General features: G+C 71.8%; 18 protein-coding genes. 8 read left to right on the top strand and 10 right to left on the bottom strand.

All coding sequences use genetic code 11. The annotated features are described in order from the left end of the window. The first annotated feature begins 19 nt into the window (after positions 1-19). From ACGH52_RS29395 to ACGH52_RS29380, 4 genes are read left to right on the top strand one after another with little or no spacing between them, the layout of a single operon-like run. A complete protein-coding gene (locus ACGH52_RS29395) occupies positions 20-718 on the top strand; it encodes an energy-coupling factor ABC transporter permease (RefSeq protein ID WP_399943639.1) in 699 nt (232 codons plus the stop codon). Continuing rightward, positions 715-1,071 (top strand): energy-coupling factor ABC transporter substrate-binding protein, encoded by a 357-nt coding sequence (locus tag ACGH52_RS29390; RefSeq protein WP_059298128.1) that lies wholly within the window; start codon positions 715-717, stop codon positions 1,069-1,071. The genes ACGH52_RS29395 and ACGH52_RS29390 overlap by 4 nt, the downstream gene beginning before the upstream one ends. Beyond that, positions 1,072-1,821, top strand: a complete 750-nt coding sequence (gene cbiQ, locus ACGH52_RS29385; protein WP_059298127.1) for a cobalt ECF transporter T component CbiQ — start codon at positions 1,072-1,074, stop codon at positions 1,819-1,821. Next, a complete protein-coding gene (locus ACGH52_RS29380; RefSeq protein ID WP_076976752.1) occupies positions 1,818-2,675 on the top strand; it encodes an ATP-binding cassette domain-containing protein in 858 nt (285 codons plus the stop codon). Before cbiQ ends, ACGH52_RS29380 begins: the two co-directional genes overlap by 4 nt. A gap of 9 nt (positions 2,676-2,684) precedes the next feature. Here the strand turns inward: ACGH52_RS29380 and ACGH52_RS29375 are convergent, their stop codons facing one another. From ACGH52_RS29375 to ACGH52_RS29360, 4 genes are all read right to left on the bottom strand, one after another. Next, complete coding sequence (locus tag ACGH52_RS29375; protein ID WP_059298123.1) at positions 2,685-4,307, bottom strand: MFS transporter; 1,623 nt, start codon at positions 4,305-4,307, stop codon at positions 2,685-2,687. Between the two features lie 188 nt (positions 4,308-4,495). After that, complete coding sequence (locus ACGH52_RS29370) at positions 4,496-5,143, bottom strand: TetR/AcrR family transcriptional regulator (RefSeq protein WP_210974535.1); 648 nt, start codon at positions 5,141-5,143, stop codon at positions 4,496-4,498. An 86-nt stretch (positions 5,144-5,229) separates the two neighbouring features. After that, positions 5,230-6,567: an APC family permease gene (locus tag ACGH52_RS29365; RefSeq protein ID WP_399943632.1), complete on the bottom strand. Its 1,338-nt coding sequence runs from the start codon at positions 6,565-6,567 to the stop codon at positions 5,230-5,232. A gap of 73 nt (positions 6,568-6,640) precedes the next feature. Then, positions 6,641-7,252, bottom strand: coding sequence for a TetR/AcrR family transcriptional regulator (locus tag ACGH52_RS29360; protein ID WP_059298120.1), 612 nt, complete (start codon positions 7,250-7,252; stop codon positions 6,641-6,643). A 134-nt stretch (positions 7,253-7,386) separates the two neighbouring features. Between ACGH52_RS29360 and ACGH52_RS29355 the strand changes: the two genes are divergently transcribed. Then, positions 7,387-8,856, top strand: a complete 1,470-nt coding sequence (locus ACGH52_RS29355) for an MFS transporter (protein WP_399943629.1) — start codon at positions 7,387-7,389, stop codon at positions 8,854-8,856. Here the strand turns inward: ACGH52_RS29355 and ACGH52_RS29350 are convergent. Next, positions 8,853-9,320 (bottom strand): ATP-binding protein, encoded by a 468-nt coding sequence (locus ACGH52_RS29350; protein WP_399943626.1) that lies wholly within the window; start codon positions 9,318-9,320, stop codon positions 8,853-8,855. The two genes, ACGH52_RS29355 and ACGH52_RS29350, sit on opposite strands and share 4 nt — an antisense overlap. 144 nt (positions 9,321-9,464) lie before the next feature. Between ACGH52_RS29350 and ACGH52_RS29345 the strand changes: the two genes are divergently transcribed. Beyond that, positions 9,465-10,283: a helix-turn-helix transcriptional regulator gene (locus ACGH52_RS29345; RefSeq protein ID WP_079032788.1), complete on the top strand. Its 819-nt coding sequence runs from the start codon at positions 9,465-9,467 to the stop codon at positions 10,281-10,283. Beyond that, a complete protein-coding gene (locus tag ACGH52_RS29340) occupies positions 10,280-10,528 on the top strand; it encodes a DUF397 domain-containing protein (RefSeq protein WP_399943623.1) in 249 nt (82 codons plus the stop codon). The genes ACGH52_RS29345 and ACGH52_RS29340 overlap by 4 nt, the downstream gene beginning before the upstream one ends. Here ACGH52_RS29340 and ACGH52_RS29335 read toward each other — a convergent pair. From ACGH52_RS29335 to ACGH52_RS29315, 5 genes are all read right to left on the bottom strand, one after another. Continuing rightward, the gene (locus ACGH52_RS29335; RefSeq protein WP_399943620.1) at positions 10,482-11,648 is read right to left on the bottom strand and encodes an FAD-dependent monooxygenase; all 1,167 of its coding nucleotides are present in this window, start codon (positions 11,646-11,648) and stop codon (positions 10,482-10,484) included. The two genes, ACGH52_RS29340 and ACGH52_RS29335, sit on opposite strands and share 47 nt — an antisense overlap. Next, the gene (locus tag ACGH52_RS29330) at positions 11,645-13,042 is read right to left on the bottom strand and encodes an MFS transporter (RefSeq protein ID WP_210974530.1); all 1,398 of its coding nucleotides are present in this window, start codon (positions 13,040-13,042) and stop codon (positions 11,645-11,647) included. Before ACGH52_RS29330 ends, ACGH52_RS29335 begins: the two co-directional genes overlap by 4 nt. Positions 13,043-13,216: 174 nt before the next feature. Further along, on the bottom strand, positions 13,217-14,017 hold the full coding sequence (locus ACGH52_RS29325) for a hypothetical protein (RefSeq protein WP_193777866.1): 801 nt from the start codon (positions 14,015-14,017) through the stop codon (positions 13,217-13,219). A gap of 77 nt (positions 14,018-14,094) precedes the next feature. Beyond that, entirely contained in the window at positions 14,095-14,739 is a 645-nt protein-coding gene (locus ACGH52_RS29320; protein WP_059298108.1) for an RNA polymerase sigma factor, read from the bottom strand. A gap of 42 nt (positions 14,740-14,781) precedes the next feature. Continuing rightward, positions 14,782-16,206 carry a non-reducing end alpha-L-arabinofuranosidase family hydrolase gene (locus tag ACGH52_RS29315; RefSeq protein ID WP_399943615.1) on the bottom strand — a complete coding sequence of 475 codons (1,425 nt, stop codon included), beginning with the start codon at positions 16,204-16,206 and terminating at the stop codon, positions 14,782-14,784. A gap of 329 nt (positions 16,207-16,535) precedes the next feature. On the opposite strand from ACGH52_RS29315, the gene ACGH52_RS29310 reads away from it, so the two are divergent. After that, on the top strand, positions 16,536-17,981 hold the full coding sequence (locus ACGH52_RS29310; RefSeq protein ID WP_076976741.1) for an endo-1,4-beta-xylanase: 1,446 nt from the start codon (positions 16,536-16,538) through the stop codon (positions 17,979-17,981). Positions 17,982-18,032: the final 51 nt, after the last annotated feature.

Here is an 18,032-nt window from a genome sequence, read left to right as displayed (position 1 = left end):
GGAGAGGGTCTGCTGAGCCATGCACATAGCCGAGGGCTTTCTGCCACCGGCGCACGCGATCGCCTGGGGTGTCGCGTCCGCGCCGTTCGTCGTCCACGGAGTCCGGTCACTCACCCGTGAGGTCAGGGAGCATCCGGAGAGCACGCTGCTCCTCGGCGCCTCCGGCGCCTTCACGTTCGTTCTCTCGGCCCTGAAACTGCCGTCCGTCACCGGAAGTTGCTCGCACCCGACCGGCACCGGCCTGGGTGCCATCCTGTTCCGGCCGCCGATCATGGCGGTCCTGGGCACCATCACCCTGCTCTTCCAGGCGCTGCTGCTCGCCCACGGCGGGCTGACCACGCTCGGCGCCAACGTCTTCTCGATGGCGATCGCCGGCCCCTGGGCCGGGTACGGCGTCTACCGGCTGCTGCGCCGCTTCGACGTGCCGCTGATGGTCACCGTGTTCTTCGGGGCGTTCGTCGCCGACCTGTCCACGTACTGCGTGACCAGCGTGCAGCTGGCGCTGGCCTTCCCGGACCCGAGCAGCGGATTCACGGGCGCGCTCGGCAAGTTCGGGTCCATCTTCGCGGTGACCCAGATCCCGCTCGCGGTGAGCGAGGGCCTGCTCACGGTGATCGTGATGCGGCTGCTGGTGCAGTCCAGCAAGGGCGAACTGACCCGGCTGGGCGTGCTGCTGACCCGGACCGGCGAGCGGAAGCGGGAGGCGGTGGCCCGATGAGCCGCAACGCGAGGATCAACGCCCTGCTGCTGCTCGCCGTGGCCGCGCTGGCGGTGCTGCCGCTGGTGCTGGGGCTCGGCGACCACAAGGAGGAGCCGTTCGCCGGGGCCGACGCGGAGGCGGAGACGGCGATCACCGAGATCGAACCGGACTACGAGCCGTGGTTCTCCCCGCTGTACGAACCGCCGTCCGGGGAGGTCGAGTCGGCGCTGTTCGCCCTGCAGGCCGCGCTCGGCGCGGGCGTGCTGGCGTACTACTTCGGGCTGCGCCGGGGACGGCGGCAGGGCGAGGAGCGGGCGTCGGCGGCTTCCAGGGCCACGGCGGTACCGCGGGACATCCCCGAAGGGGACTGAGTGCTGCCGATCGACGCGGCGGCGCACGCCAGTCGCTGGCGGCGCCGCCATCCCGTGGACAAGGCCGTGCTCGGTCTCGGCCTCACCGGGCTCGCGATCTCGCTGCCGCCCTGGCCGGGTGCGGCGCTGGTGCTGGTGGCGGCGCTCACGGTGCTGCTCGGCCCGGCGGGTGTGCCTGGGCGCCGGCTGTGGCGGGCGTACCGGGTGCCGCTGGGCTTCTGTGTGACGGGGGCGCTGCCGCTGCTCGTGCAGGTCGGCGGCCCGGACGGGTTCCTGTCGGCGGCCGACGGCGGTGCGGCGCGCGCGGGCGGGCTGCTGCTGCGCACCTCGGCGGCCTCGCTGGGGGTGCTGCTGTTCGCGTTCACCACGCCGATGTCCGACCTGTTGCCGCGCCTGGTGCGGGCCGGGGTGCCCGCGCCGGTCGTGGACGTGGCACTGGTGACGTACCGGATGAGTTTCCTGCTGCTGGACTCGGTGCGCCGCGTCCGGGAGGCGCAGGCCGCGCGGCTCGGGCACACCAGCCGGGCGGCGGCCTGGCGTTCCCTCGGCGGGCTCGGCGCCACCGCGTTCGTGCGGGCCTTCGACCGGGCGGCGCGGCTCCAGTCGGGGCTCGCCGGGCGCGGTTACGACGGCACCCTGCGCGTGCTGGTGCCCGAGGCCCGCGTCTCGCTGCCGTTCACGGCGGCGAGCCTTGCCCTGCTGGCGGGGCTGACCGGCCTCACCCTCGTACTGGAAGGACCCCTGTCGTGAACGGACCGGTGCGGTCGGCGGAACCGGCCCTGGTGGCCCTGCGGGGCGCGTCGTTCGGGTACGAGGAGGGCCCGGACGTGCTGACGGGCCTGGACTTCGCGGTGTGCGAGGGGCGGGCGCTGGCGCTGCTCGGCCGCAACGGCAGCGGCAAGACGACGCTGATGCGGCTGCTCAGCGGCGGACTGCGGCCGCGTGCGGGCACGTTGACGCTCGGCGGGGAGCCGGTGACGTACGACCGCAAGGGGCTGACCCGGCTGCGGACCACGGTGCAGTTGGTGGTGCAGGACCCGGACGACCAGCTCTTCGCGGCCTCGGTCGGCCAGGACGTGTCCTTCGGTCCGCTGAACCTGGGGCTGTCCGACGCGGAGGTCAGGTCGCGGGTCGGGGAGGCGCTCGCCGCACTGGACATCGCGGCGCTGGCCGACCGGCCCACGCACCTGCTGTCGTACGGGCAGCGCAAGCGCACCGCGATCGCCGGGGCGGTCGCGATGCGGCCCCGGGTGCTGATCCTCGACGAACCGACCGCCGGTCTCGACCCGGACGGGCAGGAACGGCTGCTCGCCACCCTGGACGGACTGCGTGCGGGCGGCACCACCGTGGTGATGGCCACCCACGACGTCGACCTCGCCCTGCGCTGGTCCGACGACGCCGCCCTGCTCACCCCGGACGGTGTGCGCACCGGCCCGACCGCCCCGACGCTGGCCCGCACCGACCTGCTGCGGCAGGCCGGGCTGCGGCTCCCCTGGGGCGTCGCGGCGGCCGGACTCCTGCGGGCACGGGGGCTGTTGCCCGACTCCGCCGCCGGTCCGCGTACGGCGGAGGAGCTGGCGGCGCTGGCCGCGCCGACCGAGTGACGGGGCGGCTCAGCCCTGGGAGCGGCTCAGCTCGGCCTCCCGGTCCTGAGCCGCGCTCTCCGTCGCCTCCTCCTCGGCCTTCCGGCGGGCGCGACGGCCGGGCAGGACGGCGAGCACGATCAGGGTGCCGGCCGCCATGATGATGCCGCCGACGAGGCTGGTCGTCGAGACGCCGTGGGCGAAGGCCTTGTTCACGGCGTCGGCGAGGGCCTGCGCCTGCTGGGGTCCGGCGGCCGGGTCGGTGGCGAGCCGCTCGGCGACGGCCAGTCCGCCGCCCACCGAGTCCTGGGCGGTGTCCAGCGCGGCGGCCGGGAGCCGGTCGCCCACCAGGCCGGAGAGTTCGTCCCGGTAGGAGGTGCCGAGCAGGGAGCCCAGGACGGCGATGCCGAGGGAGCCGCCGAGTTCCAGCGCGGTGTCGTTGGCGCCGCCGCCGACGCCCAGTTCGTTCTCCGGGAAGGAGCCCATGATGGTGTCGGTGGCCGGGGAGACGCTGAGGCCGATGGCGAGGCCGAGCAGCAGCATGGGGGCGAGGAAGTCGGCGTAGGTGGAGCCCTGGTCGATCAGGACCAGCAGGAAGACGCCGACGGTGCCGATGGCCATGCCGGAGCCGACCATGGCCCGCACGCCGAGCTGCGGGGTGAGCCGCCCGGTCACCGCGGCGCCTACGAACACGGCGCCGGCCAGCGGCAGCAGCCGTACGCCGGTCTCCAGCGCGCCGTAGCCGAGCACGAACTGCAGGAACTGGGTGGCGTAGTAGATGGCGCCGTAGGTGCCGAAGAAGAAGAACAGCACCGCGAGCATCGAGCCGCTGAAGGGCCGCAGCAGGAACCTGCGCACGTCCAGCATGGGATGCGGGTGGCGCAGCTCCCAGGCCACGAAGGCGATCAGGCCGACCCCGGCGACGACGGCCGCGGCGACCGGTCCCGCGCCCCAGCCGAAGTGCGGGCCCTCGATGGTCGCGTAGACCAGGCTGCCGACGGAGACGATGGAGAGCAGCCCGCCGACGTAGTCGATGCGGCCCATGCCGGCCGCCCTGGACGGCGGTACGAGGACCAGCGCGCCGACGACGGCGAGGACCGCGACGGGGACGTTGACCAGGAAGGTCGAGCCCCAGGCGTGGTCCTCCAGGAGCCAGCCGGCGACCAGCGGCCCGACCGCGATGGCGAGTCCGGAGGTGGCGGTCCAGGCCGTGATGGCGCGGGCCCGCTCCCCCTTCGGGAAGACCGCGACCAGCAGGGACAGCGTGGCCGGCATGACGACGGCGGCGCCGACGCCCATGACCGCCCGGGCCGCGATGACCAGCCCCGTCTCGTGGACCAGGCTGCCCATCACCGAACCGCCCGCGAAGATCACCAGTCCGGTGACCAGGGCGCCGCGACGGCTGTACTTGTCGCCGATCGCGCCGAGCACCAGCATCAGCGCGGCGTACGGGACGGTGTAGCCGTCGATGACCCACTGCAGGTCGCTGCTGCTCAGGCCGAGGTCGGTGGTCATGTCCGGGGCGGCCACGATCAGGGACGTGTTGGCCATGACGACGATCAGCAGGCTCAGGCAGAGCACCAGGAGAGCCCACCAGCGCCGGGGGTAGGGCCCGGGCATCTTCTCGACGGGGGTGGTGGCCAGTAGGGGCATGGGGAGGCTCCCGGAGACAAGCGACGGCAAGTTAATTGCCCATAGATGAGCAGACAAGAGCAGAGTAGTTTGTTGCACACGGGCGTGCAAATAAGGCGCCCGCCAAATGGGGGGCGCCTGCTGAATCCGGGGGAGTGACTACTCGGCTGAACCGGGGGGTGGCTACTCGACTGAACGGAGGGGGGTGGCTACTCGGCCGGGACGGACGTCGCGAGCGCCGCCGGACCCACGCTCTCGACCACGGTCCGCGCGGGCCGCTCCGGCACCCCGGCCGCGATGAGGATGGCTGCGGCGGCCCGGGTGCCGTCGTCCTCCAGGGCACCGGTGTTGACCTGCTCGAGCAGCGCCACGACCATCGCCTCGAGTCCCGCGCTCAGCACGGCGGGGGGCAGGTGGGCGGGGAAGACCCCGTCCCGCTGGCCGCGCTCCAGGATGGCGGCGACCTCGGCGCGGGCCGGGGCCAGGATCTGGGCCACGCGCTCCATGCCCAGATCGTGCCGGGCCAGCGCCAGCAGCATGCGGTAGCGGTCGCCCACGGGCCACATCAGCAGCGTGAAGTGCGCGAGCGCCCGGTCGGCCGGTTCGCCCGGCCCGGCCGCGTCGGCCATCGCGGCCCGCAGTACCTCGGACGCCTCCTCGGCGAGGGCCTCCAGGAGCGCCGCGCGCCCCGGGAAGTGGCCGAAGAGGGTACGCCGTACGACACCGGCGGCACGGGCCAGCTCCTCCAGGGTGGTGTCCGGGTTCCGCCCCAGCTCCCGCCGGGCGGTGGCCAGGATGCGCGCCCGGTTCGACCGCGCGTTGCGGCGCTGCGGCTCACGGGCGACGGACTTGGTCACGGGAACCTCGGGCGGGACGATGCGGGGGGGTTGAGCGTGGTCGTCCATTCTGGCACGGGGCGCGACGAGGAGGGCACCGAGAAGGTCTAGCCCCGCCCGGCCGGGTCCGCGGCCCTGTTCCGCCGTACGGCCGCGACCGCGGCCAGGACCATCCCGACGGCCACGATCAGCAGGCCGCGCAGCCACACCTCGGCCTCGATCTGCGTGGCGAGCGCGACGCAGGACGCGATGCCCAGGACGGGGAGCACGGTCGGGGCGCGGAAGTGGTCCGCCTCGCCCGCGTCGCGACGCAGGACGAGTACGGCCGTGTTGACCATGAGGAAGACGACGAGCAGCAGCAGGACCAAGGTGGACGCCAGGGTGGCGACACTGCCGGTGAGCGCGAGGAGCATCGCCAGCAGGGTCGTGGCGGCGATCGCGACCCACGGGGTACGGCGGCCGGGCAGCACCCTGCTCAGCGCGGCGGGCAGCAGCCCGTCCCGGGCCATCCCGTAGGCCAGGCGGGAGGACATGATGCCGGTGAGCAGCGCCCCGTTGGCCACGGCGACGAGGGCGATCGCGCTGAACAGCCGGGTCGGAACGCCACCGGCCTCCTCGACGACCTCGAGCAGCGGGCCGCTCGACTCCGCCAGCCGGGCCGTCGGCACCGCGGCGGACGCGGCGAGGCCCACCAGCACGTACACGGCGCCCGCGGTGGCGAGGGCCCCGAACAGGGCACGCGGGTAGGAGCGCCGCGGGTCGCGGGTCTCCTCGGCGACGTTCACCGACGTCTCGAAGCCGACGAAGGAGTAGTACGCCAGTACGGAGCCGCTCAGCACGGCCGCCGCCGCACCCTTCTCCGGCGTGCCGAGCTGCCCGAGCCGGCCCACGTCGCCGTCACCGCGCAGCAGCAGCCAGGCGCCGAGGACGACGATGACGAGGAGGCCGCCGACCTCCACGACGGTGGCGACGACGTTGGCACGGGTGGACTCCTTGATACCGCGGGCGTTGACCAGGGCGAGCAGCGCGAGGAACAGCACGGCGACGAGCCCGACCGGCAGCGTCACGAAGGCGGACAGGTAGTCGCCCCCGAAGCCGCGGGCCAGCGCGGCCACCGAGACGATGCCGGCGGCAAGCATGCAGAAACCGGCGACGAACCCGGCGAACGGTCCGAAGGCGCGGGTGGCGTAGTGGGAGGCGCCGCCCGCCCGCGGGTACTTCGTGGCCAGCTCGGCGTAGGAGGCGGCGGTCAGCATCGCCAGCAGCAGCGCGACGGCCAGCGGCACCCACACCGCTCCCCCGGCGTCGGCGGCCACTTGGCCGACCAGCACGTAGACGCCCGCGCCGAGCACGTCGCCCAGGATGAAGAAGTACAGCAGCGGGGTGGTCAGGGCCCGCTTGAGCGCCGGGGTGTCCGCCGACTGTGGTGTTCCGAGTCTCGCCATGCCGCCTCAGGTTTCCCGCCAGGCGGAAATCACGCCCTGACCTTGATCTCCGCGCGCACGGGGGACTCGTCGGTCACCCCGCCGCCCACACGCCCGCGCGCGCGGCGGTGCCCACCGCGCGTGCCGCCCGGTCGGCGTCGGCCTCGGTGAGGGGCCGACCGGTGTTGAGCAGCGCGTAGTAGAGCGGGGCGGAGACGGCCGCCACGACGCCGTGCGGATCGGTGCCGTCCGGGACTTCGCCCCGCGCGACGGCGTCGCGCACGCAGCCGGCCCATTCGTCGACGCGTACGGCGTAGAAGCGGTGCAGGGCCTCGGCGGCCTGCTCGTTGCAGAGGGAGGCCGCGATCAGGGCCTTGAAGAGGCGCCCTTGCCGCGGGTCGGTGAGCGTCTTGACGACGAGGCGCGCGTTGGCCCGGAGGTCCTCCTCCAGCGTGCCGGTGTCGGCACGGGGCAGCGACTGGTCCGCCATGTCGGCCAGGAGGTCGGCGGCGAGGCCCCCGGGACTCCCCCAGCGGCGGTAGACCGTCGTCTTGCCGACACCCGCGCGGCGCGCGATCTCCCCGAGGTCCAGCGCCTCGAAGCCGTCGGCGGCGAGCGTGTCGCCCGCCGCGCGGAGGACGGCCTCGCGGATACGGGCGGTGCGGCCTCCGGGGCGCTGGGTCCCGGGGGCGGCTGTGTCCGGCATGACGGCTCCCTCTTGTCGGTCGCGACAACGGAGACCCACCTTATCGGAACCGTAGTTCCCTTACCGCCTTCACCGTGCTACCTTCCGAGCCGTAACGGAACCACAGACCCATTAACGATTCCGAGAGGAACGCCATGTCCATCGCCGAAGACGCGCCGCGGTCGACCGCACGTCCGGGCCCGGCCTCCGGGCCGCCCACCGCCGGGACCGGTCCGCAGCGGCTGACCGGCCGTTCGAAACTGGTCCTCACGGTCCTGCTGGTCGCCCAGTTCATGCTGGCCGTCGACTTCTCGATCTTGAACGTCGCGCTGCCCGCGATCGGCGACGGACTCGGTTTCTCCCTCGCCGACCTGCAATGGGTGGCCACCTCGTTCGCCCTGTCGGCCGCGGGCTTCACCCTCTTCTTCGGCCGCATCGGCGACCTGATCGGCCGCAAGAGGATCTTCATCGGCAGTCTCGCCCTGCTGGGCCTGGCCTCCCTGCTCGGCGGCCTCGCCACCAGCCCCGAGGTCCTGCTCGCCGCCCGGGTCGCCCAGGGCCTGGCCACCGCCGCCGCCACCCCGGCGGGTCTGTCCCTGCTGACGACCTCGTTCCCCGAAGGCCCGCTGCGGCAGAAGGCGCTCGGCATCAACGGTGCGCTGATGTCGGCCGGTTTCACGACCGGCGCGATCCTCGGCGGCGTCCTGGCCGACCTGCTCTCCTGGCGCTGGGCGTTCTTCGTCAACGTGCCCGTCGCGCTCGCCGTCGTGCTCGTCGGCCCGGCCGTCATCAAGGAGTCCCGGCCCGCCACCCGCCCCCGCCTCGACCTGCCCGGCGCGCTCACCGTCACCCTCGGTCTGCTCGGTCTCGTCTACGGCATGACCCAGGCCGGGGAGCACGGCTGGACCCACCCGCACGCACTGGGCGGGCTGGCCGCAGGCGTGCTCCTCCTGACCGCGTTCGTCCTGATCGAGCGGACAGTGGCCGCTCCGCTGGTCCCGCTCGCCACGCTCCGACGCCGCAACGTGGCCTGGGGCAACCTGCTGGGCCTGCTCGCCTTCCTCACCGAGACCTCGCTGGTCTATCTGCTCACCCTGTACCTCCAGAAGACCCTGGGCTTCTCCCCCCTGGCGGCGGGCGTCTCCTTCGGCGTCCTCGGCGCGGGCACGGTCGTCGGCGGCCTGCTCGCCCCCCGCCTGCTCGCCAGGACGTCCACCGCGACCGTGCTCGTCGGGGGCGGTCTCGTCCAGGCGGCCTTCACCGCGGCGCTGCTCTTCCTCGGCACGACCACCGGGGCGTCCCTCGCCCTGCTGCTGCCCGCCACCTTCATCGGCGGGGTCGGCAACATGCTCGTCATCGTCGGCTTCATGGTCACGGCCACCAGCGGGCTGCCGGACGCGGAACAGGGACTGGCCACCGGCCTGGCCTCGATGTCCCAGCAGGTCGGCATCACCATGGGAACGCCCGTCATGTCCGCCGTGGTCACCGCCGGCACCGCGGGCGCCACCACGGCCGGCGCCGTCCACCACGGGGTCACGACGGCCATCGCGGTCAACGCGGCCCTGGTCCTCCTCGGAGTCGCGGTCGCCGCGCTCTTTCTGCGCACGCGCTCCGACCGGGCCTAAAGCCTGTCTTGGCCGATTGACGCGCACTCCGCCCACACCGTCTTGCCCGGCCCTCCGGACCGCGGGTGCCATCCCCAGCGCTCGGCGAGCGCGGCGACCAGCAGCAGCCCCCGGCCGCCGGTCTCCTCGTCGCCGGGCGCACGCAGCTCCTCCGGCTCCGGCGGCGTGCTCTCGCCACGGCTGTCGGTGACCTCGATCCGCACGGTGCCGCAGGGCGCGGTCATGTGCAGGAGCAGGTGGAAGTCCCGGCCGGGGACGTGACCGTGCCGCACGGCGTTCGCGGTCAACTCGCCGAGCACGAGCACCATCTCCTCGTGTGGACGGGCGCCGCACGGGAGCCCCCAGGCGTCCAGCCGGTGCGCGGCCAGTCGGCGCGCGAGGCGGGCGCCGCGCGGGGTGGAGGTGAAGCGCATCTCGAAGGAGCGCGCCAAGGCGCCGTCCGCGAGGGCGGGTTGCTTCGTCATGCCGACAACCGTGGCGCCGGTCGCGTAGCGTGACCAGAGGTGACGCACCGACGCGGCCCGCTGTACGCGCGGTGTCGGTACGGGTACGAGTCGCGCGGCGTGACGGGCCCGCGGGGGCGGCGTTGGGGCAGGGAGGCGGTGCCGATGAGCGAGAGTGCGGACACGTCCGGGCAGACGGTGGTCGTCGCGTTCGGCCAGACGATGAAGACGCTGCGGGTGCGGGCGGGCCTGGAACGCGAGGAGTTCGGGCGGCGGATCGGCTATTCGGCGGCCACGGTCGCGTCGTACGAGCAGGGGCGGCGGATCCCGTCGCCCAGGACCATCGAGCGGGCGGACGAGGTCCTGGACGCGGGCGGGTTGCTGACGGTGTGGAAGGAGCAGGTGGAGCGGGCGCAGTATCCGGTGTTCTTCCAGGGGATGGCGACGCTGGAGAAGGAGGCCATCGAGCTGCTCGCTTACGACGCCCTCGTGGTCAAGGGCTTGCTTCAGACCGAGGAGTACATGCGAGCGCTGCTGGCCATGCGGCGCCCTGTCCTGGACCACGAGACCATCGAACAACGCGTGGCCGCCCGGTTGGCCCGGCAGGACATCTTCGACCGACGTCCCTCACCACTGCTGAGCTTCGTCATGGACGAGTCGGTACTCCGGCACCGATACGGCGGCAGGGGCGTGTTGCAAGGGCAGTTGGAACACCTGCTCCTCATGGGTCAGAAGCGCAACGTCGAGATCCAGGTGATGCCGACAGACTGCGAGGACAACGCCGGGGTGAACGGACCGTTCACGATCGTCACGCGCAAGGACGGCAAGAAGTTCGTGTACATCGAGGCGCAGTCGACCAGCACCCTTCAGACCGACCCAGAACAGGCGGCACTGGCCGCCGCCCGTTATGGGATCATCCGATCACAGGCTCTCACTCCACGAGAGTCCCTGGAGTTCATCGAGAGGTTGCTGGGAGAGCTATGAACACCGCTGAGTCCTCGGCCGTCATGTCCGACCTCATCTGGTTCAAGAGCAGCTACAGCGGAACCGAGGGCGGCGACTGCGTCGAGGTGGCCTGGGTCAAGAGCAGCTACAGCGGAACCGAAGGCGGCCAGTGCGTCGAGATAGCCGCGGGCACGCAAGCCGTACTCGTCCGGGACTCCAAGGCCGTGACCGGCCCCGTCATCCGCGTGTCGCGCGAGGCGTGGGCGGGATTCCTCGGGCGCTGAGGCCGCGCAGCCGTTCGTTGCGCTGCTCCAGGGCCCCGGCCGTGGTCGGGAACAGGGTGCCGCCGCCCTCGCCGATCCGGTCCTGGGTCAGGGTCACGAAGTCCCGCGTGGCGTGCTCGTAGGCGGCGAAGCCCTCGGCGTGGTCCCGGTCGGCCAGGGCACCGGCGAGGTGGTACGCGCCGATGAGGGCGAGGCTGGTGCCCTGGCCGGTGAGGAACGAGGGCGCGTGCGCGGCGTCGCCCAGCAGGGCGACCCGGCCCTTGGACCAGCGCGGCATGCGGATCTGGCCGACCGCGTCGAAGAACACGTCGTCCGCGTCGTGGAGGGCGGCCAGGATGGCCGGGACCTCCCATCCGGCGTCGGCGAAGACCTGGACGATCAGGTCCCGTTGGGCCTGCGGGTCCCCGAACGCGTCGAAGGGCGGCTCGGGCCGGGCGAAGGTGAGGAAGGCGTGCACCTCGTCCTCGTCCCCCACGGCGTAGAGGGCGGCCGCCCTCCCGGGGGTGTTCCACATGACGGTCTCGTGGGAGAGGCCGAGGGTGTTGCGCATGGGGAACACGGCGAAGCAGTAGCCGAGATAGCGATGGAACTGCTCCTCGGGGCCGAACAGCATCTCCCGGGTGCGCGAGTGCATGCCGTCCGCGCCGAAGACCAGGTCGAACCGGCGACTGCCGCCGCCGCGGAAGGTGACGTCGACGCCGTGCTCGGACTGGTCGAGGGTGTCGACGGAGTCGTTGAAGAGGAACTCCACGTCGTCCCGGACGGCCGTGTACAGCGCGTCGGTCAGGTCGCCGCGCCGTACCTCCAGGTCCCGGCCCGTGGCACCGCCGGTGACGGCGTGCGGGTGGAGCGAGGCCACCTCGCTGCCGTCCCCGTGCAGGAAGGTGAGGCGGCGTAGGTCGATGTGCGCGTCCCGCAGCCGCGGCAGGAGCCCCATCTTCTCCACCACGTCGAGCGCGGCGCCGCGTACGTCGATGGGGTAGCCGCCGCTGCGAAGGGTGCCGGCCTTCTCCACCACGGTGACCTCGTACCCGTGGCGGTTGAGCCAGAAGGCCAGGGCGGGACCGGCGATGCTGGCCCCGGAGATCAGGACGGTGGGCCTGGGTGCGGTGCGGGTCATGCCTTGACTCCCTTGGTCATGGTGCGGGTGACGAACAGGGCCAGCGACACGACGACGCCGGCCAGGACGAAGCCGGTGACGTAGGCCGATTCGGCCGCGACCTCCGACCCGGAAGGGGTACCTGCGGTGAGGAGCGCACCGCCGAGCTGCCCGCCGACGGCGGAGCCGAGCACACGGCTCACCAGGATCAGGCTGGTGGCGATGCCGGTGTCGTTCTGGTCGACGGCGGTGGCGGTGCTGGTCATCATGGCCGTGACGCACAGGCCGTTGGCCAGCGCGATCAGCACCTTGCCGACGACGATGTGCCAGACCTCGGTGTGGAGGGCCGCCACGGCGAGCAGGCCGACGGTCATCAGGACGACACCGGTGGTGACCACGGCACGCGAGCCGAAGCGCCGGTCTCCGATCCCGCCGAGCGGCCCGGCCAGCGTCGCGGCGAGGGCGCCGGGCAGCAGGAAGAAGCCGATCTCGGTGGCGCTGGCCCCAAATCCGTAACCGTCGCCCCGCTCGTCGAGCAGCTGCGGGACCAGATAGACCGCCATCGTGCTGCCGAGGCAGATCACGAAGGTCAGCACGCACGCCTTCCAGATCGCGGGCCGGGCCAGCATGCGCAGGTCGATCATCGGCGCGGCCGCGCGCCGTTCGACCCGCACCCATCCGATGACGAGGACGGCCAGCAGCGCGACGAGGGCGGCGAGGGCGAGTGGCTGCGAAGCGACTTCGGGCGCCAGCGCGAGGACGAGCATGAGGGTGGTCAGCATCCCGCTCAGGAGCAGCAGTCCGGGCCAGTCGATCCCGGCGCCGTCCGTCCGGCCGGGCGGATCGCCGGGCATCAGCCTGTTCACGAGCAGGGTGGACCCGGCGACCGCGATCGTCGGCAGCGCGAACATCCAGTGCCGGGAGAGCTGTTCCGCCACCGGACCGGCCGACAGCATGCCGACCATCGACCCGCCGACGAAGAGTCCGCTCACCACGCCGATGGCCACCTTGGACTCACCGGCGGGGAGGTGTTTGCGGACCACGATGAACGACAGGGGCAGCGCGCCGATCATCGCGCCCTGCAACACCTGACCGAGCAGCAGCACGGGCAGGTTCGGCGCCAGCGCGGACACCGTGCCGCCGACCGAGACCACGGCCATCAGCCGGATCAGCACCTTCTTCCCGCCGTAGCGGTCCCCGAACTTGCCCGCCAACGGGGTGATGAGGGCGCCGGTGATGAGGAGGACGATGCTGAGCAGCGCCCCCTCGGACTGGCTCATGTCCAGTTCGCGTTCCAGGAGCGGGATGGTCGGTGACACCACCGATTCCAGGGCACCGGTGGACAGCGCCAGTAAGCCGAGCGCCCCGACAGCGGCCTTCCCGGTGGAGACCGGTGGAGCCGTGATTGTGGTCATGAACGTCCCTCACTTCATGGGCCGCCTCTGGGAAGGCACCGACGCGGTTTCGGTGGTGCCTGGCGGCGAAGTGCAGAGTGAGGGGACGGCCATGGGCCGGGCGTCATACCCGGGAGCCAACGTGCGGTGATACCGGGGTAGGGGGTGGGGCGCCCGGCCCGGACCACCGTCGGTCTACTGCTCGTCGGTGAACTTCGGGTCCTCGGCCTGGTTGTAGATCTCCTTGCCCGCCGCGTCGTAGGCGTGGACGTAGGGGCTCGGGCCCATGTAGCGCGGGCCGGGAGGCGTGTCCGGGGAGAGCGCGGCCCCGTAGACGAACGCGCCGCCCGCCATGCGGGCCGGGTACTGCTTCGGATCGTCGCCGAAGCTGACGGTGATCTTGGAGACCTCGGACGAGTAGTGCCCGGCGCCCAGCATGAGGTACTTGCCCTTGCCGACGGGCTCCATCATCGAGTCGAAGTACTCGACGACCCGACCGGTGCCCCACAGCCGGTCGTTGATGAAGGTGGGCGGGGAGTCCGGGCTGGTGCCCTTGTCGCCCTTCGACTGGCACTGCACGTACTGGTCGGCGGAGTTCACGGCGACGACCACACCGTCCGAGTCCGCCGAGGCCACCGGCGTACGGACCGCGACGACGGGCTGGTACTGCGACGCGTCCGGCCCCAGGCAGGAGGAGAGGATCCTGGTGACGGTCCCGGCGTCGATGGGGGTCGTGGTCGCGTCGGTGATGGTGAAGCCCTCCTCGTCCGAGGTCCCGCCGGACGGGGACGACGCGCTCGGACTCGCCGCCGCGGTGGAGCCGGCCGGGCTTGTGCCGCCGCGCGCCGGGTCGGCGACGCCCGGCCCGGCGTCCCCCGTCTCCCCGAGGACGACGACGGCCGCGAGGCTCACCGCCGTCACACCGGTCGCGACGCCCAGCGGCACTCCCCACCTGCGCCGCAGCGAAGCCCCGTTGCCCTGTGGACCGATCTTCATCAGTAGTTCCTCTCGGGTCCGCCGGTGGTTCGGCAGATCACGATCGGAAGGAGCCGCGGGAACGCCCTGCGTGTCCTTCATCGTGCGACCTCCTTCGCGTTGACGGGATTCCCGGAACTGAACGGCGGTGGAGCCGCGGCTCCACCGAGGTCGGCGCCCAGCCGCCGCCGTGCCCGGTGCAGTCGGGACTTCACGGTCCCGACCGCCACCTTCAGCACCGCGGCGGCCGCCTGCTGGTCCAGGCCCGACCAGACGCAGAGCTCCACGACCTCGCGTTCGTGCCGCGGCAGCCGGGCCAGCGCCCGGTGGATCTCCGACATCCGGCGCTCGTCGTCGACCAGCCCGGCGACACGGTCCGCGTGGTCGCCCACCGACTCCTCGTGCGAGACGAGCCGGTGCAGCAACGCCTCGGCCCGCCTCAGCCTCCGCCTGGTGTTCGACAACAGGCCGTTGGCGATGCCCAGCAGCCACGGCAGAGCCGAGTCGCGGTCGAGCACCGTCTCCGACCGCCGTCGCCAGGCGTGCAGGAAGACCGTCGACGTGAGGTCCTCGGCCTCGGCCCAGTCGGCCGTCCGCCGGAACAGGTGGTTGTAGACGGCCTTCCCGTGCCGGTCGAAGATCCGGCCGAACGCCTCGCGATCGCCGTCGACGGCCCTCGCCCACAGCTCCCGGTCGGACGTCCCGCCGACCGGTTCGTCGGGACCAGCGTCGTTCAGTTCCATACCCCGTCCGTGTCCGGCACCCGGACGAAGGTTCCCACGGAATCAGCGCCGCAGCGTGAGCACCCCCGGCCGCCACGGCAGCTGGTCGTAGGGGCCGCCCGCGGTGGGGGACTTGCCCTGGTACAGGAGCTGCAGGTTGCAGGGGTCGATGGTCATGGTCTGGTCGGGGTTGTCGCGGACCAGGTCACCGTGGCTGATGTCGTTGGTCCAGGTGGCACCGCTGTTGGCCTTGCCCGCGAAGGGGTTGCCCTCGCTCGCGGCCTGCGGGGTCCACGAGCCGCTCAGGCTGGAGGCCGTGAAGGAGCGGAAGTAACGCCCGTTCGCGCCCATCGCCTCGACGATCATGAGGTACTGGTTCTGGCCCTGGACCTTGTAGACCTGTACGCCCTCGAACAGGTTGGCCTTCGTGTCGCTCATGACGGTCGTGTACGACGAGCCGAAGTTGCCCGGGAAGTTCCCGATCGGCATGCTCGCCCGGTAGATCTTGCCGTTGTCACCGGCGAAGAACAGGTACATGTTCTGGCCGTCGGCGATCAGGGTCTGGTCGATCGGTCCGGTGTCGGAGCCGGAGATGCTCCCGGTGAACAGCGGCTGCGGAGCGGACCAGCCGTTGGGGTTGGTGGGGTCGCTGGAGGTGCGGTAGATGAAGGGCCACGCACCCCACTGGTACGCCAGCACCCAGATGTTCTTGGGCGCGAAGTAGAACAGCGTGGGCGCCACCGCGGCCTGGCTCATCCCGGTCTGACCGGCCGACGCCATGTCCGACCAGTTCGTGAAGGGGCTGAACATCATCGAGCCGTAGGAGGACCCCGACACGTTCGAGGCGTAGACCAGGTGCTTGCCGTTGTGCGTGACGGTGGTGAAGTCCTTCACCGCGGCCCACCCGTTCGCCGGCTGCGCGAGCACGCCCGACGACGTCCACCGGTACGTCGACGGGAGGGAGCACGGTCCGTCCGTCGGCGGCGTCCCGGTCAGGCCGGTCCACTTCTGGTTGCCGCCGCCGTTGCACGTGCCGATCCGCACCTCCGTGCCGTTGGCCGTACCGGCGCCCGCGGCCTCCAGGCACAGCCCGGACTCCACTCCGACGACCGTGCCGTCGGAGTTCACCCGCCACTGCTGGTTCGCACCGCCGGAGCAGGACCAGATCTGCACCCGCGTACCGGGCGTGGTGGCGTGCCCCGGAACGTCCAGGCACTTGTTGCCGTACACGGTCAACTGGTTGGCGTCCGTCGACGTCCACTGCTGGTTGGTCCCGCCCCAGCAGTCGTACATCTGCAGGAGCGCGCCGTCGGTCTGGCTGCCGCCCACCACGTCGAGACACCGGTTGGAGGCGACGCCGCGCAGGGCGCCACTGCTGGCTGCCTGCGCCGGGGTGACGACGAGCATCGCCGCCAACGCGGCCAGAGCCGCGACGACGGCGGCGAGCACCGCGGACGTATGCCGGCGACGGAAACTTCGTCTGTGCATGGGAACTCCCTTGTTCGCAATATCGAACATTGGTCGGAGCGTCGAGCGCTCCGCATCCTAGGGACCCGGTGAAGACCGTCAATACCTCCCGCACGGATCGGCCGAAACTTCGAAACTTTGCCTGAACCTGCGGAGGCGAGGCCGGGCACGGATGGGACACACCCTCCTCCCGCGACCTAGCCACGCCCAGCGGCAGCACCGACTGAAGGCTTCTCGAAACTTTCGAAAAAGGAACAGAAACTTTTCTTGTCCCGAAGTATTGACCGAGCATCGTCAACAACCAATCATCCGTGTCGGGGAAACCGCTCACCGACTTTGGAGGCACCACCATGGGCTCATACGCCCTTCCCAGACCCGACATCCGCCGGAAGGCGCGCGGCCTGCTGCTGGCGCTGGTCGTCGGCGTCCTCGGGACGGCCACCGCACTGGTGGCGCCGCCACCCGCCCACGCCGCCGAGAGCACGCTCGGTGCCGCGGCGGCGCAGAGCGGCCGCTACTTCGGCACCGCCATCGCCTCGGGCAAACTCGGCGACTCGGCGTACACGTCGATCGCGGCCCGCGAGTTCAACATGGTGACGGCCGAGAACGAGATGAAGATCGACGCCACCGAACCGCAGCGGGGCCAGTTCAACTTCTCCGCGGCCGACCGCGTCTACAACTGGGCGGTCCAGAACGGCAAGCAGGTACGCGGCCACACCCTGGCCTGGCACTCCCAGCAGCCGGGCTGGATGCAGAGCCTCAGCGGCAGCGCACTGCGCCAGGCGATGGTCGACCACATCAACGGCGTGATGGCCCACTACAAGGGCAAGATCGTGCAGTGGGACGTGGTGAACGAGGCCTTCGCCGACGGCAGTTCGGGAGCCCGGCGGGACTCCAACCTGCAACGCACCGGCAACGACTGGATCGAGGTCGCCTTCCGCGCCGCACGCGCCGCCGACCCGTCCGCCAAGCTCTGCTACAACGACTACAACGTCGAGGACTGGACCTGGGCCAAGACCCAGGCCATGTACTCCATGGTCCGCGACTTCAAGCAGCGCGGCGTGCCCATCGACTGCGTCGGCTTCCAGGCGCACTTCAACAGCGGCAGCCCGTACAACAGCAACTTCCGCACCACCCTGCAGAACTTCGCCGCCCTCGGCGTCGACGTGGCCGTCACCGAACTCGACATCCAGGGTGCCTCGCCGACGACGTACGCGGCCGTGACCAACGACTGCCTGGCGGTCTCGCGCTGCCTCGGCATCACCGTCTGGGGCGTGCGCGACAGCGACTCCTGGCGCTCGGAGCAGACGCCGCTGCTGTTCAACAACGACGGCAGCAAGAAGGCGGCGTACACCGCCGTGCTGAACGCCCTCAACGGCGGCGACGGCGGCAACCCGGACCCGGAGGAGCCCGGCGACGGCACCGCGGTGAAGGGCGTCGGCTCGGGCCGCTGCCTGGACGTGCCCAACGCGAGCACGACCGACGGCACGCAGGTCCAGCTGTACGACTGCAACGGCCGCACCAACCAGCAGTGGACGCAGACCGACGCCGGTGAGCTGCGGGTCTACGGCGACAAGTGCCTGGACGCCGCCGGCACCGGCAACGGCGCCAAGGTCCAGATCTACAGCTGCTGGGGCGGCGACAACCAGAAGTGGCGCCTCAACTCCGACGGGTCCGTCGTCGGCGTCCAGTCCGGCCTCTGCCTCGACGCCGTCGGGACCGGCACGGCCAACGGCACCCTGATCCAGCTCTACACCTGCTCGAACGGCAGCAACCAACGCTGGACCCGCGCCTGACGGGACAGCCCCGACAGGTTGCTGCCCCCGAACCGGACCGTCCCGGTCGGG

The sequence above is a fragment of the Streptomyces sp. BBFR25 genome, assembly GCF_044590125.1.
Classification (GTDB): Bacteria; Actinomycetota; Actinomycetes; order Streptomycetales; family Streptomycetaceae; genus Streptomyces; species Streptomyces canus_D.
Note: the sequence above shows the minus strand (reverse complement) of the source record. Positions and strands in the feature narration are given on the sequence as shown.